We start from the raw sequence: 26590 nt of genomic DNA on the forward strand, positions 1-26590 counted from the left end.
AAGAGTTATTTCAAAGAAGTGCCGGTACACGTCTTCCTGGATTTCAGCCCCTAAGATGGGGCCCGTGACCACTGCCCCGCAGGAACTCGAACCGATGCCCACCTCGCTGGCCGAACGCGCCTACGCCGCGATCCAGGACCAGCTGATCATGCTGGACATCCCGCCGATGGCGCCGATCGACGACCTGGCGCTGAGCGAGGCCCTCGGCATCGGACGCACCCCTGTTCGCGAAGCTCTCAAACGTCTCGAAATCGACCGTCTCGTGGTCTCCTACCCACGCCGCGGCACCTTCGCGACCGGCGTGGACATCACCGACCTCGCCTACATCTCCGACATCCGCGTCCAGCTCGAGCCGCTGGCCGCCCGTCGTGCCGCCGAGAACGCTCCGAAGGTCATGCGCACCAAGCTGGCCGAGCTCGCCGACACCATCCAGGACAAAGAGGTGCTGGTCATGTCGCGCCACGAGCTGATGCAGTGGGACCTGCGGGTGCACCGCTCGATCTATCGCGCGGCCGGCAACCCCCACCTGGAAGACACACTGGTGCGCTACAACAACCTCGCCACTCGAATTTTCTGCGTGTTCCTGGAACGCATCACGCATTTCGACCGGCACGTCGAGGAGCACGTCGGCTTGTTGCAGGCCGTGGCCAACGGCGACGCCCGCAAGGCCGAGAAGATCGCCCGAGACCACGTCACCGGATTCGAGAAGGCGATTCGGGCGATCATCTGACCGCCCGCACCACCTCCCGTTCAAACCCCGGTCGCGTCAAGCACCTTGAGCGCGTCGACCGTGGCCGCCACGTCATGGACCCGGAGAATCTTCGCGCCGCGCTGCGCCGCTAGCACGGCGGCGGTGACCGAGGCGGCCTCCCGCTGTCCCACCGACCGTCCGGTGATCTGTCCGAGCATTGCCTTGCGCGAAAGTCCGGCCATGACCGGTGCACCGAGCTCGGTGAACGCGCCGAGCGACCGCAGCAAGGTCAGGTTGTGCTCCAAGGTCTTGCCGAAGCCGAACCCGGGGTCGATCACGAGGTGCTCGCGCGGGATGCCCGCACTGGCACACACCTCGATCCGTTCCCGCAGGAACTCCGCCACTTCGGCGAACACGTCGACATAGCGCGGGTCGCCCTGCATCAGGTGTGGCGGCCGGAGCATGTGCGACAGGCAGATCGGAACTCCCAAACCGGCCGCCATCTCGACTGCACCGGGATAGCGCAATGCGCGCACGTCGTTGATCAACGTCGCACCCGCGGCCACGGCTGCACTCATCACCTCCGGGCGCGAGGTGTCGATGGACAGCGGAGCGTCCGTCCGCCGCGCCAACTGCTCGATGACGCGCACGACCCGGTCGAGCTCCTCCGCGACGCTCGGCGGGTGGGAACCCGGCCGCGTGGATTCGCCACCGATATCGAGGATGTCGGCGCCCTCCTCGATCAGGCGGAGCCCGTGCCGAACGGCCGCACCGTTGTTCCAGTGAGTGCCACCGTCGGAGAACGAATCCGGTGTGACGTTGAGGATTCCGCACACCAGTTTGCGCGGGCCATGCAGCATCCGCAGCAGACTTCCCACCGCAGCACCGGCTATGGGAGTCCTCAGGCCGACGGCAGTGTGTTGCGGCTCGGTCATGCGGTGCTCCTGGAAGCGGACTCGACCGTGTGCCGCAGCAGTAGAGCCGTGGTCACTGGTCCCACTCCGCCGGGCACCGGTGTCAGCCCGGCGACCATGCCGGTCACCGCGGTCTCGTCCACGTCACCTACCAGGCCGCCATCGACGGTTGGGTTGGTGCCGACGTCGATCACGACTGCCCCAGGACTGACGTGCTCGGCGCCGATCAGACCGACCTGGCCCACGGCCACCACGAGGATCTCGGCGGGATGCGTGTGCGCGGTGAGGTCCCGGGTGTAGCGATGGCACACGGTCACCGTCGCGTCGCGCCGCAACAGCAGCTGGGCAGCCGGTTTGCCGACGACGTTGGAGCGGCCGACGACGACGGCCCGACGCCCGGACAGCGGAATCTCGTGGTGTTCCAGCAACTCCAGCACCGCTGCGGCGGTCGCGGGCACGAAAGCGGCCAGCCCGGCGCTGAGCCGACCCAGCGACACCGGGTTGGCGCCGTCCACGTCCTTTTCCGGAGCGATCGAAGCCGCCAGCTCCTCAACGGTCGCCCCGCCGGGCAACGGGGTCTGCAACATGATTCCGTGGACCGACGGATCCGCGCTCAGGGAGGCGAGTTCGCTGCGGATCTCGGCCGGCGTCGCTCCAGCGCCCAGATCGATGACGTCGCACCGGATCCCGGTCTTGGATGCGGCGTTCGCAATCGAGCGGACGTACCAGGCGGTGGACTCATCGTCCGTGGCGACGACGACCGCCAGGCGCGGCGGAACGCCGGCCTCGGCGAGCGTCGCCGCGGTGGTGGTGACCTCGGCTCGGATCTCCTTGGCAAGCCTGACGCCGCTGAGCACGGCCGTCGTCGGCTCATCAGAGATGAGCTGTCCGGTCATCGCGTGATCACCTCCCGTACCGCGGCGGTGACCTTGTCGGCGCGCGCGGCGATGTCGTCAACGTCGGCAATGGCCGCAGTCAGCTCGGCGCGCTCCTCCGCGCCGGTGATCCCGGCGAGGTTGACCTCCACGTTCACCCGCGCCGTGGTCGCTGCGGCGCGGGCGGCTTCCGCAGCGGCGGCGACGTCACTGATGACGTTGCGATTTCCAATCGGAAGCACCTGCTCGGCCAAGCCGATGATCTGCTCAGCAACCGCAACTACCCGTGCGGGCACTCGGCCCGCCTCGATCAGGGCCGCCGCGATCGCTTGTGAGCGAGCGGCCTTTTCCTCCTCTGTGGACCGTGGGAGTGCGTAGGCATCCCCGACGGCTCCGAAAGCCGAGGCGTCATCTTCGGTCAGCGTCAGCGCGCGCTGGCCGAGGTCGTCTGCGGCATTCCGCACCGCTGTGACAGTCTCGGCGTGCTCTGCGTACTTCTCGCCGTCGCTGTAGCGGGCGACCATCCCGACCAGCGCGGCGGCCTGGGCGGCGTGCAATCCGGCGCTCGCCCCGCCACCCGGGGCTGGTAACCGAGCGGCGAGAGAGCCCAGGAACGTTTCGAGGGTGTCCTTGCGCATGTCATCGGTCTTTCCTGCTCGGCGGGCTGAACCCGCGAATGGGATGGGGTGCGCGGTCACCGACCGCCAGGACCGCGCACCCCGGCTCAGGGATCAGCGGCGGATGCGGGCCATCTCCGGATCGACCAGTGGTTCGGCGGCGACGGTGGCGCGCACCTTCCGCCCGAAGTACTGGATCTCCACCGAGGTGCCTTCCGTGGCCGACGCGGGGAGCCAGGCGTAGGCGATCGGCTTGCCGATCGTGTGGCCGAACGCGGCCGACGTCACGTACCCCGCAGCCTCGCCATCGAGGAAGACGGGTTCGTGGCCCAGCACCACACTTCTGCCATCATCGATGGTCAGACAGGCAAGACGGCGGGTGACCGGTTCGTCGCTGAGCCCGGCGATCGCGTCGTAGCCGACGTAACCGGTCTTCTTCTTGTTCACGGCGAATCCGAGGCCGGCTTCGTACGGGTTGTGCTCGGTCGTCATATCACCGCCCCACGACCGGTAACCCTTCTCCAGGCGGAGGCTGTTGAACGCGGCCCGCCCCGCGGCGATGACGCCCAGCGGTTGCCCGGCTTCCCACAGCGCATCCCAAAGCCGCTGACCGTACTCGGCGCTGGTGTAGATCTCCCAGCCGAGCTCGCCCACATAGGACAGTCGCATCGCGGTGACCGGGATGCCGGCGATGTGCGCGTGCTTGAGGCGGAAGTACTTCAGCGCTTCGTGGGAGAAGTCATCGCCGCTCAACGGCTGCACCAGGTCACGGGCCAACGGCCCCCAGACTCCGACGCAGCAGGTTCCGCCGGTGATGTCGCGGATCTGCACGCTGCGGTCGGCCGGCGCCTCGCGCAGGAAGTAGTCCAGGTCGAGATTGCCGTTGGCCCCGACCTGGAACAGCTCTTCGCCGAGCCTGGCCACGGTGACGTCGGAGCGGATGCCGCCGGCCCGGTCCAGCACGAGGGCGTAGGTCACCGAGCCGACGGACTTGTCCATCTTGCCGGTGGTCAGCCGTTGCAGGAACTCAACCGCCCCGGGCCCGCTGACCTCGATGCGCTTGAGCGGGGTCATGTCGTACATGGCGACCGCGGTACGGGTCTTCCACGCCTCGGCCGCTGCGATCGGCGAGTGGAACATCGCCGACCACGCGTCGCGCGACGGCGGTTGCCACTCGGTGGGCAGCTCCTTCACCAGACGCGCGTTGGCCTCGTACCAGTGCGGCCGTTCCCAAGCGTGCGATTCGAGGAAGAACGCTCCCAGTTCCTTCTGCCGCGCGTGGAACGGGCTCACCCGCACGTCCCGCGGTGAGAGCTTCGGCTGCAGCGGGTGCAGGACGTCGTAGATCTCCACGAAGTTCCGCTGCGAGGTTTCGCTGACGTAGGCGTCCGTCGTCTCGATCTCGTCGAACCGGTTGACGTCGCACCCGTGGAGCTCGATGTCGCTGCGGCCGTTCACGAGCAGCTGCGCGACGGCGCGGGCGACGCCTGCGGAGTGAGTCACCCACACGGCTTCGGCGACCCAGAAGCCTGCCACGTCCGGGGATTCGCCGACCAGCGGCCCGTTGTCGGGCGTGAAGGAGAAGATGCCGTTGAACCCAGTATCGATCTTCGCTTCCCGCAACGACGGCAGCAGCGCCTTGCTGTGCTCCCACGACGGAGCGAAGTCCTCTTCGGTGAACGGCAACATCGAGGGCATCGCCGCCTCGGTGAGGTCATCGTCGTCGACTTCGGGCAGCTCCGACAGCTGCGCGGGCATGGGGCGGTGGGCGTAGGTGCCGATGCCGAGGCAGTCGTTGTGCTCGCGGTAGTAGAGATCGTGGTCCTGGTGGCGGAGGATCGGAAGCCGCGCCTCGATCCGCTCGTCGTTGCGGCCGACGAGCTCGGCGATCTGCCCGGTGCGCACGTACTGGTGGGCCAGCGGGAGCAACGGCACCTTCATGCCGACCAGCTCGCCGACGGCCTTCCCCCAGAACCCGGCGCAGGAGACCACGATGTCGGCAGCGATCTCCGCACCGCTTCCGGTGCGCACCCCGGCAACGCGGCCGCCCTGCTGGAGGATCTCCACGACACGGGTCGAACCGTGGAACACCGCACCGCGGGATTCGGCCCGGCGGATCAACGCGGTGACAGCCCGGGATGCCTTGGCGAGGCCGTCCGTGGGAGTGTGGAAGCCGCCGAGCACGCGCTCGCGGTCGAGCAGCGGGTGCAGTTCGGCGCACCGATCCGGCCCGACGATCTCGCCAGGGATGCCCCAGGAGGTGGCCCACCCCTGTTTGCGGTGCAGGTCCGCGAGCCGTTCCGGTGTGGTCGCGATTTCCAGGCCACCGACCTGGTTGAAGCACCAAGCGCCATCGACGTCGAGGCTCTTGAGCTTCTCCACCGTGTAGGTCGCCAGCTCGGTCATGGTCTTCGAACCGTTGGTCTGGTAGACGAGACCGGGTGCGTGCGAGGTCGAGCCACCGGTGAGGGGAAGCGGCCCCTGATCGACGACGGTGACCTCGGTCCAGCCGCGTTCGGTGAGCTCGTCGGCCAGGTTGGCACCGACGATCCCGGCTCCGATGATGACGACGCGAGGGATGGTGCTCATGACGGGGTCTCTCCTAACTGGACGGTCCGCGGTGACCGCTGGGAGGGTGCCTGCTGAGGTGGGAGGCCGGCCGCGCGCATGACCGCGGCCGACCGGGTCCGGTTCGGATTCAGCGGAATTCCTGAGCCGTGTCGAGCAGCCAGTCCGCGAGGTATCCGGCGAACGACGGCCGGACGAAGAGCCGGAAGTCGTCGCCGTCGCCGAGGGCGAGGATCAGCACGCCGGCCTGCCCGATGCTGGTCTGCGCGCACGATCCGCCGGGAAACGCTGCGGGCCGCAGGTCGATCGAGCAGCCGAACGAGAGCAGCTCGCGGGCCAGCGCGCCGCCCAGCCGGATCGTGGTGCGTTGCGCGGACACGTCCACGGCCGCGCCGTCATGGGCGGACACGACCTTGCCGAGCGAGTCCTCCAGCTCGTGCGGGCGGGAGATGCTGCTCGTCACGAGCCACTCGTCCGGCCCGAGCCAGATGATCTGGCCCTCGCGGGTGGCGGTCCAGGTGTTGGGTTCGACGGGTAGCGCCGAGCCCAACGCGTGCTCCACCGCAGCAGCGCCCGGCCCGTCGGCATCAACGCGCAGATCTGCTGCGGCCACCGGGTTCTCGGGCTTGACCACCAGCCCATCGATCGCCCATGTCAGCGCCGCCAGCGCGGGTCTCCAGGCTTCCAGGGGATGCGTGACGTAGAGGGTTTCAGCCATCGCGGCGTGCTCCTTCCGGGTCCACCAGCACGGTGTGGCCGATCTCCGCCTCGACGAGTGCGCCGTCCACCGGGACGTGCACCAGGTCACCGATGCGGGCGCGGCCGTTCTTCACCAGCGCCAGGGCGAACGGCCGCCCCAGCTCGGCACTGCGGTAGCTGGACGTGACGTGGCCGAGCATCGGGACCGGTGGCTCGGGAAGAGTCCCGTCCTCGCGGCGTTCCACGATCTGCGAGCCCTCACGCAGTTTGGTGAGCCCATCGGTCGGCAGCAGCGAGACGAGCTGCTTCCGCAACGGGTTGTGGTTCTCGGGCCTCGCGAACGAGCGCTTGCCGATGAAGTCTTCCTTCTTCTTCGACACGACCCAGTTCATGCCGAGGTCCTGCGGGGTAACCGTGCCATCGGTGTCCTGCCCGATGATCGGGTAGCCCTTCTCCGCACGCAGCACGTGCATCGTCTCGGTCCCGTACGGCGTGATGCCGAAGCGCTTTCCCGCCGCCAGCAACCGCTTCCACAGCGAAAGCCCGTACCAGGAATTGATGTTGACCTCATAGGCCAGCTCGCCGGAGAAGGAGATCCTGGCGACGCGGACGGGAACACCGTCGAGCGTCGTGTCCTTCCACGACATGAACGGGAACGCCTCGTTCGACACGTCCAGGTCGGGGAACACCTCGCCGAGCACCTCGCGTGAGCGCGGCCCGACAACCGGGTAGACCGCCCACTGCTCGGTGACCGACGCGAGGTGCACCCGCAGCTCGGGCCACTCCGTCTGGAGCCACTCCTCCATCCAGTCCAGGACCGCCGCCGCCCCACCGGTCGTCGTCGTGACCAGGTAGCGGTTCTCCTCGATCCGCAGCACCGTGCCGTCGTCGATGACCATGCCGTCGTTGCCGCACATGACGCCGTAGCGCACTCGGCCAACCTTGAGCGTGCTCATCATGTTCGTGTAGATGCGGTCGAGGAACGCAGCGGCATCCGGGCCTTGGACATCGATCTTGCCCAGCGTGGAGCCGTCGAGGATGCCGACACCGGCCCGCGTCGCGGCGCACTCGCGCAGCACGGCGGACTCCATGTCCTCGCCGGGCTTCGGGTAGTAGCGGGCGCGCTTCCACTGCCCCACGTCCTCGAAGACCGCTCCGGCTTCGACGTGCCAGGAGTGCACGGCGGTGATCCGCTCGGGATCGAACAGGTTGCCGCGTTCGCGCCCGGCCAGAGCGGCGAACGGGACCGGTGTGTAGGGCGGGCGGAACGTGGTGGTGCCCAGTTCCTCGATCGGACGGCCGAGCAGTTCCGCGGTGATTCCCGAAGCGATCACGCCCGAGGTCTTGCCCTGGTCATGCGCGGTGCCGATCGTGGTGTACCGCTTGACGTGCTCCACCGAACGCAGTCCGGCGCCGACCGCGCGGCCGATGTCTGTCACCGAGGCGTCGCGCTGAATGTCGACGAACTGCCTCTCCGGGTCACCTCCGGTACGCCAGATCACCTTCGTCGGCGTGCGGATCGGCTCCGCCCCGACTACCGGTGCCTCGTCACCAGCCCCGTCGCGCACCACGTCGCCCAGGTCGAGGGTGCCGTTGGCGGCACCGATCACGGTGACGCCAGGCAGGCTTCCGGCCGGCCGGAAGGCGCCGAGCGAGGCGTCGTAGGTGAGCGCGCCCTTGATGTGGCTGAACAGGTGCACCGCCGGGTTCCAGCCGCCCGAAACCAGCAGGAGGTCCGCAGGAATCCGCACATCGCCCTCAGCGTTGCGCGCGATCACCGCACTGACGTGCTCCTCGCCTTCCGCACCGATGACCGCGGTGGACGCGGAAACGCCGACACCTCGTTCCCTCGCACGCGTTTCCCATTCCAGCGGTAGGTCGTCCCTGGCGTCGAGGATCGTCACGTTCGCACCTGCGTCGGCAAGATCGATCGCCGCGGAGTAGGCGGAGTCGTCGCTGGTGAAGACGACGACCTCGCGGCCGGCGAGCACGCCGTAGCGGTGCAGGTAGTCCCGCGCCGCCGAAGCGAGCATGATGCCCGGGCGGTCGTTGTCCTCGAACACGATCGGCCGCTCGTGAGCGCCGGCCGCAACGACGACCTTCAGCGCACGGATGCGATGCACCCGTTGACGACAGCGGGTCGCAGCCGCGTCCGTGCCGAGGTGGTCGGTGCGGCGTTCCAGTGCGAGCACGAACCCGTCGTCGTACTGGCCGAACGCCGTCGTGCGCTGCAGGTGCAGCACATCCGGGTTCGCCGCCAGCTCGGCGACTACCTCCGCGACGAACTCCAGCGCCGGGAGCCCGTCCATCCGCTCGGTGCCGGTCAGGCTGCCGCCCGGTGTGGGCCGGTCATCGACCAGGACGACGCTTTCCCCGGCGCGGGCGGCACTACGCGCGGCCAGCAGACCCGCCGGGCCGGCACCGATCACCAGGGTGTCGACGTGGGTGTGCTTGCGGTCGTAGCGCGCCGGATCCGGAACCTCGGCGAGGCGGCCCTGCCCGTTGACTCCGCGAGCGACGAGCCCATCCGTTAGCTCGATCGTGGCGGCCTGCAGCATCGGCTCCGGGAACGGCTCCTCGATCTGCACCAGGCCGGTTGCGTCCTCGGTCCACGCCGCGCCGATCCCGCGAGGCCGGCCCAGTTTCACACTGGTGCCAACGCAGTGGACGCCGTTGGCCAGCAGAGCCGACGCCAGCGTGTCGCCGGGATGGCCGGTGTAGGTGCGGCCGTCGAAGGTGAAAGTCAGCGTGCGGCTGCGGTCGATGCGGCCATATCCGTGGATCCGGCTCATGCCCGCACCTCCGTGGTCGGCTCGGTCGATTCCGGACCGGGAATCCTGGGCGCAGGTTCACCGACCTTGTAGACGGCGAGGAACTGGTACGTGCGGGTGTCCCGGACGGCGTTGAACCAACGCCGGCAGCCGGTGCTGTGGCTCCACCGCTCCGGGAACGGGCCCTTCTGGTTGTCGCGGTAGAAAACGAACTCGGCCCATTCCTGGTCCGAGAGATCGGCTGGTTTCTCCGGGTAGGAGATGTCGGCTTGGCCGCCGTAGTGGAACTCGACCTCCTCGCGGGGGCCGCACCAGGGGCAGTGGATCAGTTGCATGGCAGTCCTCGGATTCAGTGGGCGACGGCGGCGGCGCCGTGTTCGTCGACGAGCGCTCCGGTCGTGAAGCGGTCGAGGCTGAACGGGGCGACGTACGGATGCGGCTCGCCGTGCGCGATGGTGTGCGCATAGCACCAGCCGATACCCGGCGTGGCCTTGAACCCGCCGGTGCCCCAACCGGAATTGACGTAGACGTTCTCGAACGGGGTGTGCCCGACGATCGGGCTTGCGTCCGGAGTGACGTCGACGATCCCAGCCCAGGTGCGCAGCAGGTGTGCGCGGGCGAAGACCGGGAACAGCTCGACCGCTGCCGCCATCTGCCGCTCGATGATGTGGAATGCTCCGCGCTGCCCGTAACCGTTGTAGGAATCAACGCCCGCGCCCATCACCAGCTCGCCCTTGTGCGCCTGCGAGACGTACACGTGCACGGCGTTGGACATCACGATGGTCGGGTGCACCGGCTCCAGCAGTTCCGATACCAGTGCCTGCAGCGGGTGCGACTGCAGAGGCGTGCGGACGCCGAGCTCGTCCAGCAGAACCGACGTGTGCCCCGCGGCGCAGAGCGCGACGGTGCCGCAGGCGATGTCACCGCGGGTGGTGCACACGCTGGTCACCCGTTCACCGTCCACTGTGAACCCGGTGACCTCGCAGTCCTGGATCAGGTCGATCCCGGCCTCATCCGCACGACGGGCGAAGCCCCAGGCGACGTAGTCGTGCTTGGCGATCCCGGCCCGGGGCTGGTAGGTGGCGCCCTGCACCGGGTACCGGATGTCCGAGGAGACGTTGACGATCGGGCAGACTTCCTTGACCTCTTCCGGGCCCAGCCACTCCGCATCGATCCCGTTGAGCTTGTTGGCCTCGACCCGGCGGATCGAGTCCCGGATGTCCTGCTCGGTGTGCGCCAGGTTGAGCACACCGCGCTGCGAGAACAGGATCGGGTAGCCGAGGTCCTCCTCCAAGCCCTCCCACAGTTTCAGGGAGTGCTCGTAGATCGCCGCGGATTCGTCCCACAGGTAGTTGGACCGGATCAACGTCGTGTTGCGGGCCATGTTGCCACCCGCGAGCCAGCCCTTCTCCAGAACGGCGACGTTGGTGATGCCGTGGTTCTTCGCCAGGTAGTGCGCAGTCGCCAAACCGTGCCCGCCGCCACCGACGATGACCACGTCGTAGGACCTCTTCGGCTCCGGGTTGCGCCAGAGGAAATCGGGATGTTCGGGCAGATCCGCGCCAGGAGGCGTGATGTTCGTACTCATGCCTGCAGCTCCGAGTAGAGAGGACGACTTTGGGCGAGGTTCGCGACGCGGGCGGCGAGGGCGTCGAGGCCGACTTCCGGCGTCTCGGGACGCAGCGCCAGCGCGATGATGTCCGAGACCTCGATGAAGTCCTCTTCGTCGAAGCCGCGCGCGGCCAGCGCCGGAGTACCGATGCGCACACCGGAGGAGACCATCGGCGGACGCGGGTCGAACGGGACCGCGTTGCGGTTCACGGTGATGCCGACCCGGTGCAGCCGGTCCTCGGCCTGCTTCCCGTCCAGCTCGGAGTTGCGGAGATCCACCAGCACGAGGTGGACGTCGGTGCCGCCGGAGACCACGCCGACGTTCTGTTCGTGCGACAGCCGGTCGGCAAGGATCCTCGCGCCGGCGAGAGTCCGCTCCTGCCGCTCGCGGAAGGCGGGTTCCCCGGCGAGCTTGAACGCCACCGCCTTGGCCGCGATCACGTGCTCGAGCGGACCGCCCTGCAAGCCGGGGAACACGCTGGAGTTGAGCTTCTTCGCCAGGTCCCGCTGCGCGAGCACGACCCCACCGCGCGGGCCCCCGAGGGTCTTGTGCGTGGTCGAGGTGACCACGTGCGCGTGTGGCACCGGGGACGGGTGCAGGCCGGCGGCCACCAGCCCGGCGAAGTGCGCCATGTCCACCATCAGGTAGGCGCCGACCTCGTCGGCGATCCGCCGGAACTCCTGGAAGTCCAGGTGCCGCGGGTAAGCCGACCATCCCGCGATGATCAACTTCGGTCGTCGTTCCTTCGCCAACCGCTCCACCTCGTCCATGTCGACGAGGTGGTCGTCTTCGCGCACGTGGTACGCCACAGCATCGAAGTACTTCCCCGAGAAGGTCAGGCGCATTCCATGCGTCAGGTGCCCGCCGTGCGCGAGGTCCAGACCGAGGAACGTGTCGCCCGGCGCCAGCAACGCGGCCATGACCGCCGAGTTCGCCTGGGCGCCGGAGTGCGGCTGCACATTCGCGTAGTCGGCCCCGAACAGCGTTTTGGCCCGGTCGATCGCCAGCTGCTCGATCTCGTCGACGTTCTCGCAGCCACCGTAGTAGCGACGCCCCGGATACCCTTCGGCGTACTTGTTGGTCAGCACCGAGCCCTGCGCCTGCATCACGCCCAGCGGCGCGAAGTTCTCACTCGCGATCATCTCCAGCGTGCTCCGCTGCCGGATCAGCTCGCGGTTGACGGCCGCATGGACCTCCGGATCCGTCTCCGCAAGTGGCAGGCCGAGCACTCTCTCGGCGCTCGGCGCCCCTTGACGATCAACCGTTGCGGACATGCGGCCGCCCTCCCGTTGTACCAGTGTTCGTCCGGTTGATATATCAGTTAAAGGTCACGCTAAGACCCGCTGCGGCCTCGGTCAACAGGCCTGGGACAACTTCTCGCGGATGCCGGGACTCAGTGCCCCCGCGCTATCCATTCCTCCAGATGTGGCGCCTCGGCGCCGATGGTGGTCGAACCGCCGTGTCCGGTGTGGACGATCGTTTCTCCCGGCAAGGCGAGCAATGTGCGGCCGATCGACTCGATGATCGTGTCGAAGCTGGAGTAGGACCGACCGGTGGCACCAGGCCCGCCCTGGAACAGGGTGTCCCCGGTGAACACCGTCTCCAGCTCGGGAATGTGGAGACAGGCGGAGCCCGGCGAATGCCCCGGCGTCGACAGGACGTGCAAATCGATGCCCGCGACGGTGAGGATCTGCTCGTCCGACAATTCACCGTCCGGCTGATGATCCGGGTGGGTCAGTTTCCACAACACCGCTTCGGCGGGGTTGAGCATCACGGGTGCGTTGAAGCGCCTGGACAGCACCGGCGCCTGGTTGATGTGGTCGTCGTGGGCGTGGGTGCACACGATCGCCGTCACCCGGCGATCGCCGACCATTTCCGCGATCGCCTCGGCATCGTGCGCCGGGTCGATGAGGAGAACCTCGCGGTCGTCACCGACCAGCCAGACGTTGTTGTCGACCTCCCAGGTGCCTCCATCGAGGGAGAACGTGCCCGAGGTGACCAGGTGCTCGATCGGACTCACAGGACCACCACCGAGCGCAGGACCTCACCGCGGTGCATCTTCTCGAAGGCGACCTCCACGTCATCCAGGGAGATCTCCTCGGTCACGAACTTCTCCAGCGGCAACCGGCCCTGCAGGTGCAGGTCGACCAGGGCCGGGAAGTCACGAGAGGGCAGGCAGTCGCCGTACCACGAGGACTTGAGCGCTCCGCCTCGAGCGAAGTATTCGATCAGCGGCAACTCCGGCGCCGTCATGTCCGGCGTCGGCACGCCGACGAGCACGACGGTGCCGGCCAGGTCGCGTGCCTCGAACGCCTGCTTCCAGGTCTCCGGACGTCCAACGGCGTCGATCACCACGTCGGCACCGAATCCCCCGGTGCAGCTCCGAATTTCCTCGACGACATCGGCGTCTCGGGCATCGATGAAGTGGGTGGCACCGAAGTCCCGGGCCTTGTCCAGCTTCCGCGGGTCCCGGTCCACCGCCACGATCGTGCTCGCCCCCGCGAGCTCGGCCCCAGCGATGGCCGCGTCGCCGACGCCTCCGCAGCCGATCACCGCTACCGAATCACCCCGGCCCACTTCCCCGGTGTTGATCGCGGCACCGATCCCGGCCATCACCCCGCATCCGAGCAGTCCCGCCACCTGCGGCTTGACCCGCGAATCAACCTTGGTGCATTGCCCCGCGGCCACGAGGGTCTTCTCCGCGAACGCTCCGATCCCCAGCGCCGGGCTCAGTTCCCGCCCCGAAGCCAACGTCATCTTCTGCGTCGCGTTGTGCGTGTTGAAGCAGTACTGCGGCTTGCCCTTGCTGCAGGCACGGCACTGCCCGCAGACCGCACGCCAGTTCAGGATCACGTAGTCGCCCGGGGCGACGTTGACGACGCCTTCGCCGACCGATTCCACCACCCCGGCCGCCTCGTGCCCAAGCAGGAAGGGGAACTCGTCGTTGATCCCGCCTTCCCGGTAGTGCAGGTCCGTGTGGCACACCCCGCACGCCTGCACCCGCACCACGGCCTCACCAGGACCCGGGTCCGGGATCACGATCGTCTCGACGGAGACGGGCTTGCCCTGCGCAACCGAGACGACTCCGCGGACTTCTTGCGACATACGGTTTTTCTCCTTCTTCCTGCTTGTTCCTCGAACGCAGACGAGCCGGACCACGGTCCGCTCGAACGGGATGTGGCTCGAAGGCACGGGAAGGCTTGCTCGTCGGACAGCTCCGAACCTCGACCGGGACGCGTGCCGCGACGCCCCAGGTTGACATACGATTGGTATATCAGTCCAGCGTCCAGGGTGCCCAGATCGACGGCGCGGGGCCGGACCGGAGGCGCGAATACACCGATCCGGCCCCTGGACTTGCTGCGAGATTCCCGCGGCTTCCGGTGAACTCAGCCGGAGATCGCGGCCGTCACCCAATCCCGGAACTCACCGATGTGGTGCTCGCTCGGGACCAGCACACCACCCGACGCGTACGCCCGCGAGGACATCGCCGGCTGGCAACGCTCGCACGCGTCGAAGTCCTGCTGGTTGACCCGGTGGAACAGCTCCACCGAAGGTGAAAGATCGGCCCCGCTGTCGATGACCTCCTGCGTGTAAAGCCAGTCGCACTCGACGATCGTCCGGTCCACTGCTACCGGGTACATGCGGTGGAAGATCACGTGGTCCGGGACGAGGTTGATGAACACCTGCGGGTTGATCGTGATCGCGTAGTAGCGCCGATCGTGGTCCTCGTCAACACCGGAGAGCGTTCCGAAACCGTTCTGGCCGTCCACGGTGAAGCCGGTGATCTCCTCGCCGAACTCCGCGCCGTGTCCCACGAAGTACTGCGCCGCGTAGCCATCGGCGAACTCGGGCAGCACTTCGGTCAGTTCGGGGTGGATGGTCGCGCAGTGGTAGCACTCCATGAAGTTCTCGACGATGAGCTTCCAGTTCGCCTTCACGTCGTAGGTGATCCGACGACCGACCACGAGGTCGTCGATTCCCCACCCGTCGATGACGGTGGGATCACCCAGCCGGTCGGCGACCGGCTTCTGCACGGTGTCCTCGAAGGATGGCGGCTCGTCGGCCAGGCAGACCCAGACGGTTCCGAGCCACTCCCGCATGGCGACGCCGATGAGGCCGTACTCGTCGCGGTTCACGTCGTTCATGGAGTTCAGGTTCGGTGCCGCGATGAGCGAGCCATCGAGGCCGTAAGTCCACGCGTGGTACGGACATTGCAAGGACCTCCGGACCGATCCGGACTCCTCAACGCACAGGCGCGCGCCGCGGTGCCGGCAGACGTTGAGGAACGCGCGCAACGCGCCGTCGCGGCCACGCACGATCAGCACGCTCTCCCCTCCGACATCGACGTTGCGGAAGCTTCCCGGCGTGGACATGTCGCTGCTGCGAGCCGCAGCGAACCAGTTGCGCTGGAAGATTCGGGACTTCTCGAGCTCGAAGACCGCGTCATCCGTGTAGTGCGATCCCGGCAAGGTAGGAATCAGGCTGGAAGCGGGTTCCGGATGCTGCTGGCTGTCGACTTCGACGGAACTCACAGACGATCCTTTCCTTCTACTGCAATGCGGCGATGAACAGTCGGCGCGGATCCAAGGCAGCGGAAGACTCGGAGAACACCTGAGCCGAGCCGGCGCCCGAGGATCACTGCGCTAGCGTGAGGAGGGACTACCTGAGTTTTGATCAGCGCAGTTCTGATCAGCGCAGCGCCGGCAGGAATCCAGCCAGCTGGCGGCGCCATCTCCCGAACGAGCGGGCACGGTCGATCGCGAGAACCGCTTCCGGATTCCCGTCCTGGTCGCGGTAGAGCGCGAGGAAGTCGAGCGAATCGAGGCTGCCCTCGAGGACTTCGATCCTGGAATCCGCAGAGCGGTGCCCGGCGAACTGGATCTTGTGGCCGTACTGATCCGACCAGAAGTACGGCACTTCGTGGTGCGCCGGCGGCGTGTAGCTCCGGCCGAGGAGAGCGGACGCCGCCGCGACCGGCTGCTGCACGGCATTGGTCCAGTGCTCCATGCGCCGCGAAGAGCCGAGATAGTTCCGATGGGAGTTGGCGCAGTCACCGACCGCGACAACGCCGGGGATGTTCGAAACACCCTGCGCATCGGTCACGACACCGTCATCGAGGTCGACACCCGACCCGTCCAGCCATTCCACGCATGGCTCTGCCCCGATCCCGACCACCACCACGTCGGCCGGGAGTTCGCGGCCGTCGGTCAGGCGGACGGCTGTCACCTGCGCACCGCCAACGAGCTCGGCGAGCATGGCGCCGGTGTGCAGCCGCACTCCCTTGGTGGCGTGCAGCCCGGCGCAGATCTCCCCCATCTCGGCACCGAGCGGCTTCAGCAACGGCACGGGCGCAGCCTCGACGACATCGACCTCGACGCCCAACCCCACCGCCGTCGAGGCGATCTCGGAACCGATGAACCCCGCCCCGATCACCACCAGACGGACTCCTTCGACCAACTCCTTGCGCAACGCCACCGCATCGTCGAACGTACGAAGCGTGTGCACGCCCTTCGGCAGCTCCCCGGGGAGGTTCTTGGCCCGGGCGCCAGTCGCCAACACCACGCCGTCGGACACGATCCGTTCACCGTCGTCGAGCACCACCGCCCGATCACCGGTGTCGAGGGCGGTCGCGGTGCGGCCGAGGCGCCAATCCGCTTGCAGTGCGTCGTCCTCCGGCGTCGCCAGTTTCAGGTCGTCTTCCGAAACGGTTCCGGCCAAGAATTCCTTCGACAACGGAGGGCGGTCATAAGGCGCGCGAGCTTCGTCACCGACCACGACGATGCGCCCCTCGAATCCCTGATCACGCAGGGCTCGAGTCGCCGTGAGCCCGGCAAGGGAAGCCCCGACAACAGTTATCGTCCGCATCACCGGACCTCTTCCGCTAGCGCTTCGACAACTTCCGCCCCGACTTCCACCCCGACTTCCACCGTTTCGAGCACGTAGACCTGCCCGTCGGCGATGACGACCTCGTGCGTGCGCACCGGCTTCCGCGCGGGTGGCCCGCTAGGCTTGCCGGTGCGGAGATCGAAACAGGCTGCGTGCAACGGACATTCGACCGCGCAGTCTTCGAGCCAGCCATCCGACAGCGAAGCATCCTGGTGGGTGCACGTGTCGTCAATCGCGTAGAAAGTGCCGTCCGCGTTGAAGACCGCGATCGCCACGCTGCCCTGCACACGTACGGACTCCCCGACCGGGATATCGGACACCGCGCCAACTAAGATCATCGTTGCTCCTGTTGCTGATTGCGGAACACGACGTGCGATTCGCAACAGAGCATCCGGCACTTATCGTTTCCCGTCAATTAACCGATCCCAGATCAGCTCGCCCCGAGTTCGGAGTTGCAACATGCACAACAACGGCAAGGCCGCAGTGGCCGCTGAGCCCCGGACCCCCACCCAAGCCGTAGACCGGGCGCTGTCGATGCTCGTCCTCCTGGCCCAACGTGGACCGTCCGGCGTCACCGAGCTGGCGCGCGAGCTGGGGGTCCACAAGTCGACCGCATCCCGCCTGATGACCAGCCTGGAGAAGTACCGGTTCGTCGAACAAGTGGGGCCACGCGGGAAGTTCCAGCTCGGGTTCGGCATCGTCCGGCTCGCCGGGGCGACCGCGGCACAGCTGGACATCGCGAGGGAGAGCAGGCCCATCTGCATCCGGCTGGCATCCGAACTGCGTGGGACGGTGAGCCTCAGCGTCCTCGAGGGCGGCGGCGCGACCGCGGTCGTGCAGGAGCCGAGCACCGAGCGGAACTGGATCGGCCTCCGGGTGCCGCTGCATGCGACCGCGAGCGGAAAAGTGCTGCTGGCGAACTTTGGATTCGAGGAACTCGAAGAGGCCCTGCGGCAACCGCTGCAGCGGTTCACCGCGAACACCGTCATTTCGCGCGGCGCCTTGACCGCGGACCTGAACCGGGTGCGCGACCGCGGCTGGGCAGCGGCGAGCGGCGAGTTCGAGATCGACCTCCACTCCGTCGCCGTCCCGGTGCGGGGCCCTGGTGGGCGCATGGCCGGAGCGCTGAGCGTGTCGGCCGACGACGAGCACCTCCACCCTGCCGATTTCCAGGACATCGCGCGGATTCTCGGCCGGGCAGCCGAGGAGATCCTCGATCGACTGCTGCACCTCGCAGGCCCGCCCGTAGCCGGCGCGGAAAACTCTTGACCACCCATAACACATCTATTAGCTTGCACAGATATATCAGCCGGATGAATCAAGGGTGATCATGTCGCTACCCCCTCGGATGTCCTGGTTGAGCTTCGGGCGGAATGGAGCGGCCGGGTGAACGGGGCGCCCGTGCCCCGGGGCGTGGGCGGCCAGTTGGCCATCGAGGACGCTCAGACGATTCGTCGCGCGACAACGGCTGCGACGCTGGGCAACGTCGCCGAGTGGTACGACTTCGGGATCTACTCCTACCTCGCAGCCATCGCCCTGGATCGGGTGTTCTTCCCCGATGCCGGGGAATGGGCGGCAGTGTTCACGCTCGGCACGTTCGCCGCCGCGTTCCTGGTTCGCCCGCTCGGCGGGGTCATCTTCGGGCCGCTGGGCGACCGAATCGGTCGCACCAGGGTCCTCGCCGCCACCGTTCTCCTGATGGCGATCGCGACTGCGCTGCTCGGGCTCGTTCCCAGCTACGGCACCATCGGCATCGCAGCTCCCTTGATCGTGTTGTTCATCCGCATGCTGCAGGGCTTCTCCGCAGGCGGCGAGTACAGCGGAGCGCTGACCCTCATCGCCGAGTACGCGCCCGATCGGCGGCGCGGTTTCTTCGGCAGCTGGCTGGAATTCGGCACGCTCGTCGGGTACACGCTCGGCGCGGGTGTGTGCGCGATCCTGGTGGCCGCGCTGCCGGAAGATGATCTGCTGGCCTGGGGATGGCGGCTGCCCTTCATGCTCGCCCTTCCGCTGGGCGTCATCGGGATCTACCTCCGGCTGCGCCTGGAGGAGACTCCCGCGTTCCGGCAACTGATGGAGCGTTCACCGGCGATGGCGACCATGGAGCTGCGCCGCGTGTTCCAGATCTTGGTGACTCGTTGCCGTTCGGCGGTGCTGATCGCCGGCGGCCTGATCGTGGCCTGGAACGTCACCAACTACGTCCTGACGAACTACGTGCCGACCTACTTGACGAGAATCCTGCCGGGCCACGGCCAGAGCGGAACCAACGAGGCATTGTCGACCGCACTCCAGGTGGCGGTCATGCTGGCGATGCTCTGCGCCATCGTCTTCGTCGGCAGGCTCAGCGACAGGATCGGCAGGAAGCCGATCCTGATCACCGGCAGTGTCTCGCTCATCCTGCTCGGCCTGCCTTCGGTGTGGCTGCTGCGAGCGGGACTTTCCGGCCAGTTCCTCGGCTTGCTGATCATGGGTTTCGCACTGCTCTGCTTCGCGGCGGTGACTCCATCGACTCTGCCCGCGCTCTTCCCCACCTTCGTCCGGTACGGCAGCCTCGCCATCGTCTTCAACGTGTTCGTGTCGGCCTTCGCGGGAACCGCACCCACGATCATCGGGATAGCGGTGACCACGACCGGCAACCTCGACTGGCCCGGCTACTACCTCATCGGAGCAGGAGCGATCGGACTCGTGAGCGCCCTGTTCCTCAAAGAACCGGCCGGACGGCCGCTGGCCGGCGCGGCGCCACTCACGTCGAGCGCGGACCTGCCCGCACCGAGGCTCTCGAAAGACGGCGTGCCGTTGGAAAATCCGTCCTGAGTGATCAGCACCGGCTCTTGAAACCGCGGAAGACCCCGTCGGAATCAGTGGCGTCGTAGTACTCCTCCAGGTCCAAGTTCCCCGTCGACACGTTGTTCTCGATGCTGACGGCCTGCACCGGAAGGCACCGGAAGTCGAAACGTTCGGCGACATCGCTGACGTTGACGACCCACACCGGATGCTCGGGATGGGTGATGGTGACCTTGTCGACGACGAAGATCTCTCCCCGCTCGGGATCCGTCAGCTCGTAGATCTGCTCCTTCGCGAGACCGGCGTAGGCGAGGTCGTTCACCGTCAGGTAATCGGCCGTGAACCCGTCTTCCGCAGTCGGTCCCTGCATCTTGCGCAACACGTCCCGCCACAGATCGTCGTCGCTGAAGTCAGTGCGGACCAGCAGCTTGTAGGAGTTCCTGTCCCAGGTAGGAAAGGGCTTCATCGGTTTCCTTCGAATCCGTTGGTTTCGGTACCACGTCATTCAGGGTCGACATGCGATTCGCTGCCGACGAGCGCCCTCATTTCCCGCCGTCGTCATGCTGAGTCGTCGCGTTCCTGGAGGAGCCGACCCTGCCGATCGTCATGTACTGCTTCGAGCTTGACATCCGGCTAGGGCAGCTTGCGATCTTCACCGGGAGATGCGGGGATCCACTCACCAAGCCCACTTCTTGATGCCGGACCCTGCCCCTGATAATCAGAATCCCGGTGCTCGCGAACCGTCTCTCATTCCTGGCGGGGACGGGGTCAGTGCAGCGTGCGAGCGATGAGGGCGGCTCGCAGGTGCGCCGCGTCGGTCGCGTCCGCGGGGTTGAGGCCGGTGAGTTCGGCGACCTTGCGCATGCGGTAGTCGACGGTGTTCGGGTGGACGTGCAGTCGGCTGGCGGTGCGGCGCCGGTTCAGGCCGGTACCGAGGTGCGTGCGCAGCGTCTCCAGCAGGTCGGGCTCGTCCTCGATCGCGCGGAGCTTTCCCGCCAGCACGTCGCGGGCCGGGCCGGGGCGGGTGAGCTGGTAGTCCAGCGCGAGTTCGTCGAGCGTGTAGACCCCCGGTGGACGCCCGGCCACCGCGAGCCGGCGCAACTCGTGCGCGGTCCGCGCGGCCTGGGGGATACCGGGGACGGACGCCGATACCGCCCCCACCGTCACATCGGCGCCCGCCGCCGCGCCCGCGGCCAGGACCAGGTCGTGGACGTGCCGGTCCGGATCGGCCGCGTCGTCGCGGGCCAGCAGCACCACCCCGCCGTGCCCGTTGAGCCGGGACAGCAGCGATTGCGGCGACCGGCGCTCCAGTTCCGCGCGGAACCGGCGAAGTTTCCGCCACCGCGCCACGTCCGCGTTGGTGCCCGGAGCGGACTCGTCCGGATGCGCGGCGATCTCCACGTCGAGCACCGCGTAGCTGTCGGCCAACCGCATCCCCAGCCGGGCCGCCGCGTCGATCGCGTCGCCCCCGGTCAGCAACGCCGACAGCAGGTCCTGCTTCGCGGCGTGCGCATCGGCCAGGAAGGTGTCCCGCTCCTGGAAGTACACGGCCGAGGCCACCGAGGTGATCTCACGCAGGTAGCGGAGCACTAGTTCCACCACCCCGACCAGGGTGCGCATGTCCTCGGGCCGGGCCTGTGCGCTGAAGTGCTCCCACGCCACCCGGACACCCACGTTGTGCGCGTTGAGCACCGCCTCGATCGGCACGCCCTCCTCGGCCCGGTGCAGGATGTCCTCGCGCAGGTCGGCCAGCGACTTCGGGTCGGGTGCGCCGCCGTTGCGCAACATCCGCCCGACCATCGCCATGCCCCGCTCGATGATCCTGGTGATGTCCCCGCGCAGCTCCTCCTCCGGCAGTTCGGCGTAGGCGGGCAGCTCGGCGATCACCCTCGCGAGCATGGCGGGCACCAGCGCGGGCGCGGCGGCGGCGAGCACCTGGTGGAGCGGTTCGCCGCGCCAGCGGAGCTCAAGCGGGACCGCGTTGGATTCGATCACAACGATGACCTCCCAAGACTGGAGAACTCACCACCACCACTCCCCTCGTGCGGCGTCCAGCATGGTAGCCAAACCCTTACCGATAGGTAACTTGCGGGCGGCCGCACATCGTCAGGGAAGATCGAACGGCAACAGGGGATGCTATGAACTCTCGCGGGAACGGCCGGATCAGCCGACGCTCCGTGCTCATCACCGGCGGTGCGGCCGCCGTGAGCGCGGCCTTACCCACAGGTGCCGCAGCCGCCGCACCGGGCACTGCCTCCGGTGCCGACGCCGACGCGATCGTCGTGGGCGGCGGTCTGGCGGGGCTGGTGGCCACCGCGGAGCTGGCGGCCGCGGGCCGCAGGGTCCTGCTCCTGGACCAGGAACCCGAGGCCAGTCTCGGCGGGCAGGCGTTCTGGTCGCTCGGCGGGCTGTTCTTCGTCGACTCCGAGGAGCAGCGGCTGGCGGGGATCAACGACTCGCTGGAACTGGCCCGCGCGGACTGGTTCGGCAACGCCGGTTTCGACCGCGGTACCGAGGATCCGCTGGGCGAGGACTACTGGGCTTCCCGCTGGGCCGACGCCTACCTGGAATTCGCCGCGACGGAGAAGCGGGCCTGGCTGCACGGAATGGGTGTGCGGTGGGTGCCCATCGTCGGCTGGGCCGAGCGGGGCGGCCAACTCGCGGACGGGCCGGGCAATTCGGTCCCCCGTTTCCACCTCACGCTCGGCACCGGTCCGGGCGTCATGGAGCCGTTCGAGAAAAAGGTGCGCGAGGCCGCCGCGCGGGGCCTGGTCTCCTTCCGGTTCCGCCACCAGGTGGACGAGCTCACGGTCACCAACGGCGCCGTCGACGGAGTGCGGGGCGGTGTCTTGGAGCCCAGCGACGCACCGCGCGGCACACCGAGTTCACGCACCAGGGTCGGCGATTTCGAGCTGCACGCACCGGTGGTGATCGTCACCTCCGGCGGGATCGGCGGCAACCAGGACCTCGTCCGGCAGAACTGGCCGGACTGGCTGGGCGCACCGCCGAAGCGGATGGTGACCGGGGTTCCGGCCCACGTGGACGGCCGGATGCTGGCCATCAGCGAGCGGGCCGGTGCCCGGCTGGTCAACCGCGACCGGATGTGGCACTACACGGAGGGACTGGCCAACCACAGCCCGATCTGGCCCGACCACGGCATCCGGGTGCTCGCCGCGCCGTCCTCGCTGTGGTTCGACGCGCGCGGCCGCCGGTTCCCGAATCCCGGCATCCCGAGCTACGACACCCTCGGAACGCTCAAGCTGATCAAGGACACCGGCTACGACTACTCCTGGTTCGTGCTGAACCAGCGGATCATCAACAAGGAGTTCGTCCTCTCCGGTTCCGAGCAGAACCCGGAACTGACCAGGAAGGACCTGGCGGGCTACCTGGCGAGCAGGCTGCTGCACTCGACTCCGCCGCCGGTCAAGGCGTTCCTGGACCGGGGCGAGGACTTCGTCGTCGCGCGAACCCTGCCGGAACTGGTGGCCGGGATGAACCGGCTGGCCGGTGCGGACCTCGTGGACCCCGGCGACCTGGAGCGCCAGATCGTCCGCCGGGACCGCCAGATCGACAACAACTTCACCAAGGACGACCAGATCATGGGGATCCGCAACTCGCTGGCCTACTCCGGCGATCTCCTCGCGCGCACCACTCCCCTGCACAAGATCCTGGACCCGGCCGCCGGCCCGCTGATCGCCATCAGGATGAACATCCTGACACGCAAGACGCTCGGCGGGCTCCAGACCGACCTGTCCGGCCGGGTCCTGGACGCGCGAGCCGTCCCCATCCCCGGGCTGTACGCCGCGGGCGAGGTAGCGGGCTTCGGCGGTGGCGGGGTCCACGGCTACCGCGCGCTGGAGGGAACTTTCCTCGGCGGCTGCCTGTTCTCCGGCCGGCAGGCGGGCCGGGCGGCGGCAGCAGCGACGGCCTGACCCTCGGGAGCCGAGGTCTCCGGAGCCGGAGACCTCGGCGACAGGTCGCCCTCCTGCGACGTGCGCAGCGTCGCGTGCACGTACGTCGACCGGCTATTTCGTGTCACGGCCCATCATGCGCCATCCCCAGTGGGCATTGACGTGAGGTGGCTGACGTCGTTCAGCGTGTGCAGCGTTCGGTTGTGGAAGTAGTCATCTTCCTGCAGAACCGTGATCCCTCCACTGCTCGACCGGAAGGAGGCGTACGCACACGCGCTGACTGGGATGCCGAGCCATGCCGCCACGACCCAACTCAACGATCCACCGTGTGTCACAACGATCTGGTGGTCGCAGGAGCGGGTGCGGAGGTAGGCAACGGCGCGGTACACACGCTCGATCCATTCGAGCTTCGTTTCCGCTCCCTCGATGCCCTCGTCGTGGTTCAACCGCTCACCCTCTCCAGGTGGCGGGACGAACCGCTCCCGGAACCATTCCTGACGCCTGCCACCCGCCACGCCATACGACTTCTCGCGAAGATCAGCCATGAGAACCGCTTCCGATTCGAGCGCGACCTCGATCGGCTTCGCCGTCTGGACGGCTCGCCGCAAGTCCGAGCTGTGGAGTTCGGATCGGGCGCCCCCAGGAACAAGCTCTCTCAGCCGGGTCGCGATCGCGTCGGCGTGGATCCTTCCGAGGTCGGTGAGTTCGCTATCGAACCAACCTCCAACACGACCGTCGACGTGATGTGTCGCTTCCGGGTGAACTACGGCATAGAGCCAACGCATCCGATCACCTTCGCAGAAAGCGCACGCCGGGCGCCGCACGACGGCGCTCTTCGTTCTGCGAAAAGTGGCGTGCTCCGCACAGTTCACCGTGGCCCTGGCCGAGCGAGCATTGACGGCGCTGTCCGGTTTGCAGGCCACAACGCCACTCGGTGGTCCACGCCGGCTCCGCTGCCAAGGCGGTGCTACCAGGAAACCCCCACCACTGGGCGGCGGCCGATTCAGGGGTTGCGGGTTCGGGGTGACACGAGGCCGTTCTCGTAGGCGATCACGACGAGCTGGGCGCGGTCGCGCGCGCCCAGCTTGGTCATGGCGCGACTGACGTGGGTCTTCGCGGCCGTGTGGGAGATCACCAGGCGTTCGGCGATCTCCTCGTTGGCCAGTCCCGCGCCGACGAGGGCGAGGACTTCGCGCTCTCGCGGGGTGAGGCCGTCCAGGGCGGGCGTGGCGACCGGCGTGGGCGGTCGGGAGACGTATTCGGCGATGAGGCGTCGGGTGATCTGCGGGGAGAGCAACGCCTGGCCGTCGACGGCCACCCGCACGGACCGAAGCAGTTCGGTCGGCTCGGTGTCCTTGAGCAAGAAGCCGCACGCCCCGGCGCGCAGGGCTTCGAAGACGTAGGCGTCGAGGGCGTAGTTGGTGAGGATGACGACGCGCACGCCGCCGAGAGCGGGTTCGGTGGCGATGCGACGGGTGGCCTCGATGCCGTTGGTGCCGGGCATCTGGACGTCCATCAGGACGACGTCGGGGGACAGCCGGACGGCCAGCTCGACGGCTTCGGCGCCGTCGCCCGCCTCGCCGACGACCTCGATGCCGGACTCGGAGTTGAGCAGTGCGGCGAAGCCGGCTCGGATCAGCTGCTGGTCGTCGACGAGCAGGACGCGGATCGTCATGCCGGGGGCTCCTGGGTTGCGAGGTCGAGCAGGGGGATGTCGGCCTGGACGCGGAACCCGCCTTGGTCGGGGCCCGCGCGCAAGTCGCCGCCGAGGGCGTCGATGCGCTCGCGCATGCCGATCAGGCCGGTGCCGCCGCCGGGCCCGGCGGCGGGTGCAGCCCGCGCGGGGCCGTTGGCGACCGTGATTCGCACGGAGTGCGGCTGCCGGGCGATCGCGAGGTGCACGCGGGCTCCGGGGGCGTGGCGGACGGCGTTGGTGAGTGCTTCCTGGACGATGCGGTACGCGGCGCGGTCCACCGCTGGCGGCAGGTTGCCGGGTTCGGCGGCCACCTCGACGTCCAGTCCGGCGGCCTGGGAGCGGTCGACCAGTTGCGGCAGGCGGACCAGGCCCGGCTCGGGTTCGTCCGCCGGATCCGCGCCGTCGTCGATCCGGCGCAGAACCTCCACTGTGGAGCGGAGTTCGCGCAGCGCGTCGGCGCTGGCGGTGCGGATGGTGTCCAGGGCCGGGCGAAACCGTTCCGGTTCGCGGTCGATCAGGTGGGCGGCCACCGACGCCTGCACGTTGATGACCGAGATGCTGTGGGTGAGCGAGTCGTGCAGCTCGCGAGCGATGCGCAGGCGCTCCTGCTCCGCCGCGCGGCGGGCCGCGTGCTCGGCGCGCTCGCGCTCGTGTTCCAGCAGTTGGCGGCGTTGGCGCAGCACCTCGGCCGCCCCCGCGGAGGCCAGCATCCAGCTGGCGATCCACAGTGGACCGACGGCCGCCTGGGCGGGGGTGAGGCCGTGGCCGAGTCCGGCCGCGAAGGTGCCGAGGCAGGTCGCGGCCGCGGTGATGATCGAGTACGAGGCGCGGCCCAGCAGCACCGCGGTGAAGGCGGCGACGGTCACCAAGGCGGGAGCGAAGATGCTGCTGTAGCCGCAGGCGTAGAACGTCACGGCCGCCAGCGAGGTCGCGACGAGCACCGGCCGCGGCGCGGCGGACGCCCATCCGGTGGCGACGGCCGGCGCAACGAGGAGCCCGAATCCGAGGGTGTCCAGGACCCGCACCGGGTTCGCCGCGGGCACGCTCAAGGTCGCCGCGACGCAGAAGACCGCCAGCAGCAGGCCGAACGCCGCGCGCCGCGCCACCAAGTGCAGCGGGGAGCGTGGCGCGGGCTCGGTGCGGATCACGGGTTCGACGATACGACGACGTGCCTAGGGGCAGCGGCGCGGCGTTGCGCCCACGGGGCGCGGAACCGCACCACCACGGCGATCATCACCAGCGACAGGACGATGGCGCCGCCATCGGTGACCACGGTCGGCAGGGTTCCCGCGATGAGGAAGGGCTTGCTGGATGCGAAGGGGCGAGTCGACGGCGGCGATCGAGTTCGTCGACATCGGTTCTACGGGCCCTGTCGTTGAAAACGGAGCACCAGCTGGCGCCGCGGGATGGCACGTGCACAAAGGATCCCGTGCATGCCAGGCCGTCGATCCCCGTCAGTTCTGCCGGCGGCATGGCGATCAGCTTTGTGACTGAGCGCGAAGGAGCACGAAGGAGTCATGGGCACGATGGCGGCACCAGGCAGCCTCGTCGTCGCACAGGCCACCA

The 26590-nt window shown here is 68.1% G+C and carries 24 protein-coding genes; 4 read left to right on the forward strand and 20 right to left on the reverse strand.

Annotated features, from left to right (window positions below):
• The first annotated feature begins 55 nt into the window (after positions 1–55).
• Positions 56–730 (forward strand): GntR family transcriptional regulator, encoded by a 675-nt coding sequence (locus tag AB0I53_RS09035; protein ID WP_358598822.1) that lies wholly within the window; start codon positions 56–58, stop codon positions 728–730.
• 20 nt (positions 731–750) lie between these two features.
• Here AB0I53_RS09035 and folP read toward each other — a convergent pair whose 3' ends face one another.
• The 14 genes from folP to AB0I53_RS09105 all read right to left on the reverse strand — a co-directional run bounded on the left by folP (position 751) and on the right by AB0I53_RS09105 (position 16971).
• A complete protein-coding gene (folP, locus tag AB0I53_RS09040) occupies positions 751–1626 on the reverse strand; it encodes a dihydropteroate synthase (RefSeq protein WP_358598825.1) in 876 nt (291 codons plus the stop codon).
• Positions 1623–2501 (reverse strand): bifunctional 5,10-methylenetetrahydrofolate dehydrogenase/5,10-methenyltetrahydrofolate cyclohydrolase, encoded by an 879-nt coding sequence (locus AB0I53_RS09045; protein WP_358598828.1) that lies wholly within the window; start codon positions 2499–2501, stop codon positions 1623–1625. Before AB0I53_RS09045 ends, folP begins: the two co-directional genes overlap by 4 nt.
• A complete protein-coding gene (locus AB0I53_RS09050) occupies positions 2498–3118 on the reverse strand; it encodes a cyclodeaminase/cyclohydrolase family protein (RefSeq protein ID WP_358598830.1) in 621 nt (206 codons plus the stop codon). Before AB0I53_RS09050 ends, AB0I53_RS09045 begins: the two co-directional genes overlap by 4 nt.
• A gap of 93 nt (positions 3119–3211) precedes the next feature.
• Positions 3212–5686: an FAD-dependent oxidoreductase gene (locus AB0I53_RS09055; protein WP_358598833.1), complete on the reverse strand. Its 2475-nt coding sequence runs from the start codon at positions 5684–5686 to the stop codon at positions 3212–3214.
• A 109-nt stretch (positions 5687–5795) separates the two neighbouring features.
• Positions 5796–6383 carry a sarcosine oxidase subunit gamma family protein gene (locus AB0I53_RS09060; RefSeq protein WP_358598836.1) on the reverse strand — a complete coding sequence of 196 codons (588 nt, stop codon included), beginning with the start codon at positions 6381–6383 and terminating at the stop codon, positions 5796–5798.
• Positions 6376–9156, reverse strand: a complete 2781-nt coding sequence (locus tag AB0I53_RS09065; RefSeq protein ID WP_358598839.1) for a 2Fe-2S iron-sulfur cluster-binding protein — start codon at positions 9154–9156, stop codon at positions 6376–6378. Before AB0I53_RS09065 ends, AB0I53_RS09060 begins: the two co-directional genes overlap by 8 nt.
• Positions 9153–9470 carry a sarcosine oxidase subunit delta gene (locus tag AB0I53_RS09070; RefSeq protein ID WP_358598841.1) on the reverse strand — a complete coding sequence of 106 codons (318 nt, stop codon included), beginning with the start codon at positions 9468–9470 and terminating at the stop codon, positions 9153–9155. The genes AB0I53_RS09065 and AB0I53_RS09070 overlap by 4 nt, the downstream gene beginning before the upstream one ends.
• A gap of 14 nt (positions 9471–9484) precedes the next feature.
• Positions 9485–10723 carry a sarcosine oxidase subunit beta family protein gene (locus tag AB0I53_RS09075; RefSeq protein ID WP_358598843.1) on the reverse strand — a complete coding sequence of 413 codons (1239 nt, stop codon included), beginning with the start codon at positions 10721–10723 and terminating at the stop codon, positions 9485–9487.
• Positions 10720–12021 (reverse strand): serine hydroxymethyltransferase, encoded by a 1302-nt coding sequence (gene glyA / locus AB0I53_RS09080; RefSeq protein WP_358598846.1) that lies wholly within the window; start codon positions 12019–12021, stop codon positions 10720–10722. The genes AB0I53_RS09075 and glyA overlap by 4 nt, the downstream gene beginning before the upstream one ends.
• 119 nt (positions 12022–12140) lie before the next feature.
• Entirely contained in the window at positions 12141–12767 is a 627-nt protein-coding gene (locus tag AB0I53_RS09085; RefSeq protein ID WP_358598848.1) for an MBL fold metallo-hydrolase, read from the reverse strand.
• On the reverse strand, positions 12764–13852 hold the full coding sequence (locus tag AB0I53_RS09090; protein ID WP_358598851.1) for an S-(hydroxymethyl)mycothiol dehydrogenase: 1089 nt from the start codon (positions 13850–13852) through the stop codon (positions 12764–12766). The genes AB0I53_RS09085 and AB0I53_RS09090 overlap by 4 nt, the downstream gene beginning before the upstream one ends.
• Positions 13853–14133: 281 nt before the next feature.
• Positions 14134–15279, reverse strand: coding sequence for an aromatic ring-hydroxylating dioxygenase subunit alpha (locus AB0I53_RS09095; RefSeq protein WP_358598854.1), 1146 nt, complete (start codon positions 15277–15279; stop codon positions 14134–14136).
• Between the two features lie 157 nt (positions 15280–15436).
• The gene (locus tag AB0I53_RS09100; RefSeq protein WP_358598857.1) at positions 15437–16612 is read right to left on the reverse strand and encodes an FAD-dependent oxidoreductase; all 1176 of its coding nucleotides are present in this window, start codon (positions 16610–16612) and stop codon (positions 15437–15439) included.
• On the reverse strand, positions 16612–16971 hold the full coding sequence (locus AB0I53_RS09105; protein WP_358598977.1) for a bifunctional 3-phenylpropionate/cinnamic acid dioxygenase ferredoxin subunit: 360 nt from the start codon (positions 16969–16971) through the stop codon (positions 16612–16614). Before AB0I53_RS09105 ends, AB0I53_RS09100 begins: the two co-directional genes overlap by 1 nt.
• A gap of 121 nt (positions 16972–17092) precedes the next feature.
• Here AB0I53_RS09105 and AB0I53_RS09110 point away from each other — a divergent pair, with 121 nt between their 5' ends.
• The gene (locus tag AB0I53_RS09110; protein ID WP_358598860.1) at positions 17093–17902 is read left to right on the forward strand and encodes an IclR family transcriptional regulator; all 810 of its coding nucleotides are present in this window, start codon (positions 17093–17095) and stop codon (positions 17900–17902) included.
• 117 nt (positions 17903–18019) lie between these two features.
• The gene (locus tag AB0I53_RS09115; RefSeq protein WP_358598862.1) at positions 18020–19447 is read left to right on the forward strand and encodes an MFS transporter; all 1428 of its coding nucleotides are present in this window, start codon (positions 18020–18022) and stop codon (positions 19445–19447) included.
• A gap of 4 nt (positions 19448–19451) precedes the next feature.
• On the opposite strand, the gene AB0I53_RS09120 is transcribed toward AB0I53_RS09115, so the two are convergent.
• A complete protein-coding gene (locus AB0I53_RS09120; RefSeq protein WP_358598865.1) occupies positions 19452–19883 on the reverse strand; it encodes a hypothetical protein in 432 nt (143 codons plus the stop codon).
• Positions 19884–20185: 302 nt separating this feature from the next.
• Positions 20186–21412: a helix-turn-helix domain-containing protein gene (locus tag AB0I53_RS09125; protein ID WP_358598868.1), complete on the reverse strand. Its 1227-nt coding sequence runs from the start codon at positions 21410–21412 to the stop codon at positions 20186–20188.
• Between the two features lie 143 nt (positions 21413–21555).
• Between AB0I53_RS09125 and AB0I53_RS09130 the strand changes: the two genes are divergently transcribed.
• Complete coding sequence (locus AB0I53_RS09130; RefSeq protein WP_358598871.1) at positions 21556–23349, forward strand: FAD-binding dehydrogenase; 1794 nt, start codon at positions 21556–21558, stop codon at positions 23347–23349.
• Positions 23350–23462: 113 nt separating this feature from the next.
• On the opposite strand, the gene AB0I53_RS09135 is transcribed toward AB0I53_RS09130, so the two are convergent.
• The 4 genes from AB0I53_RS09135 to AB0I53_RS09150 all read right to left on the reverse strand — a co-directional run bounded on the left by AB0I53_RS09135 (position 23463) and on the right by AB0I53_RS09150 (position 26297).
• Positions 23463–24113 (reverse strand): histidine phosphatase family protein, encoded by a 651-nt coding sequence (locus AB0I53_RS09135; protein ID WP_358598874.1) that lies wholly within the window; start codon positions 24111–24113, stop codon positions 23463–23465.
• Positions 24114–24331: 218 nt separating this feature from the next.
• Positions 24332–25003 (reverse strand): response regulator transcription factor, encoded by a 672-nt coding sequence (locus AB0I53_RS09140; protein WP_358598877.1) that lies wholly within the window; start codon positions 25001–25003, stop codon positions 24332–24334.
• On the reverse strand, positions 25000–26172 hold the full coding sequence (locus tag AB0I53_RS09145; RefSeq protein WP_358598879.1) for a histidine kinase: 1173 nt from the start codon (positions 26170–26172) through the stop codon (positions 25000–25002). Before AB0I53_RS09145 ends, AB0I53_RS09140 begins: the two co-directional genes overlap by 4 nt.
• Complete coding sequence (locus AB0I53_RS09150; protein ID WP_358598882.1) at positions 26169–26297, reverse strand: hypothetical protein; 129 nt, start codon at positions 26295–26297, stop codon at positions 26169–26171. The genes AB0I53_RS09145 and AB0I53_RS09150 overlap by 4 nt, the downstream gene beginning before the upstream one ends.
• Between the last annotated feature and the right edge of the window lie 293 nt (positions 26298–26590).

This window comes from Saccharopolyspora sp. NPDC050389 (genome assembly GCF_040655595.1).
Classification (GTDB): Bacteria; Actinomycetota; Actinomycetes; order Mycobacteriales; family Pseudonocardiaceae; genus Saccharopolyspora.

Excerpts from the sequence above, each read along its gene's own strand:
- AB0I53_RS09035 (WP_358598822.1), top strand. The coding sequence starts at position 56 with ATGGGGCCCGTGACCACTGCCCCGCAGGAACTCGAACCGATGCCCACC.
- folP (WP_358598825.1), bottom strand. The coding sequence starts at position 1,626 with ATGACCGAGCCGCAACACACTGCCGTCGGCCTGAGGACTCCCATAGCC.
- AB0I53_RS09045 (WP_358598828.1), bottom strand. The coding sequence starts at position 2,501 with ATGACCGGACAGCTCATCTCTGATGAGCCGACGACGGCCGTGCTCAGC.
- AB0I53_RS09050 (WP_358598830.1), bottom strand. The coding sequence starts at position 3,118 with ATGCGCAAGGACACCCTCGAAACGTTCCTGGGCTCTCTCGCCGCTCGG.
- AB0I53_RS09055 (WP_358598833.1), bottom strand. The coding sequence starts at position 5,686 with ATGAGCACCATCCCTCGCGTCGTCATCATCGGAGCCGGGATCGTCGGT.
- AB0I53_RS09060 (WP_358598836.1), bottom strand. The coding sequence starts at position 6,383 with ATGGCTGAAACCCTCTACGTCACGCATCCCCTGGAAGCCTGGAGACCC.
- AB0I53_RS09065 (WP_358598839.1), bottom strand. The coding sequence starts at position 9,156 with ATGAGCCGGATCCACGGATATGGCCGCATCGACCGCAGCCGCACGCTG.
- AB0I53_RS09070 (WP_358598841.1), bottom strand. The coding sequence starts at position 9,470 with ATGCAACTGATCCACTGCCCCTGGTGCGGCCCCCGCGAGGAGGTCGAG.
- AB0I53_RS09075 (WP_358598843.1), bottom strand. The coding sequence starts at position 10,723 with ATGAGTACGAACATCACGCCTCCTGGCGCGGATCTGCCCGAACATCCC.
- glyA (WP_358598846.1), bottom strand. The coding sequence starts at position 12,021 with ATGTCCGCAACGGTTGATCGTCAAGGGGCGCCGAGCGCCGAGAGAGTG.
- AB0I53_RS09090 (WP_358598851.1), bottom strand. The coding sequence starts at position 13,852 with ATGTCGCAAGAAGTCCGCGGAGTCGTCTCGGTTGCGCAGGGCAAGCCC.
- AB0I53_RS09100 (WP_358598857.1), bottom strand. The coding sequence starts at position 16,612 with ATGCGGACGATAACTGTTGTCGGGGCTTCCCTTGCCGGGCTCACGGCG.
- AB0I53_RS09105 (WP_358598977.1), bottom strand. The coding sequence starts at position 16,971 with ATGATCTTAGTTGGCGCGGTGTCCGATATCCCGGTCGGGGAGTCCGTA.
- AB0I53_RS09110 (WP_358598860.1), top strand. The coding sequence starts at position 17,093 with ATGCACAACAACGGCAAGGCCGCAGTGGCCGCTGAGCCCCGGACCCCC.
- AB0I53_RS09120 (WP_358598865.1), bottom strand. The coding sequence starts at position 19,883 with ATGAAGCCCTTTCCTACCTGGGACAGGAACTCCTACAAGCTGCTGGTC.
- AB0I53_RS09130 (WP_358598871.1), top strand. The coding sequence starts at position 21,556 with ATGAACTCTCGCGGGAACGGCCGGATCAGCCGACGCTCCGTGCTCATC.
- AB0I53_RS09135 (WP_358598874.1), bottom strand. The coding sequence starts at position 24,113 with ATGCGTTGGCTCTATGCCGTAGTTCACCCGGAAGCGACACATCACGTC.
- AB0I53_RS09140 (WP_358598877.1), bottom strand. The coding sequence starts at position 25,003 with ATGACGATCCGCGTCCTGCTCGTCGACGACCAGCAGCTGATCCGAGCC.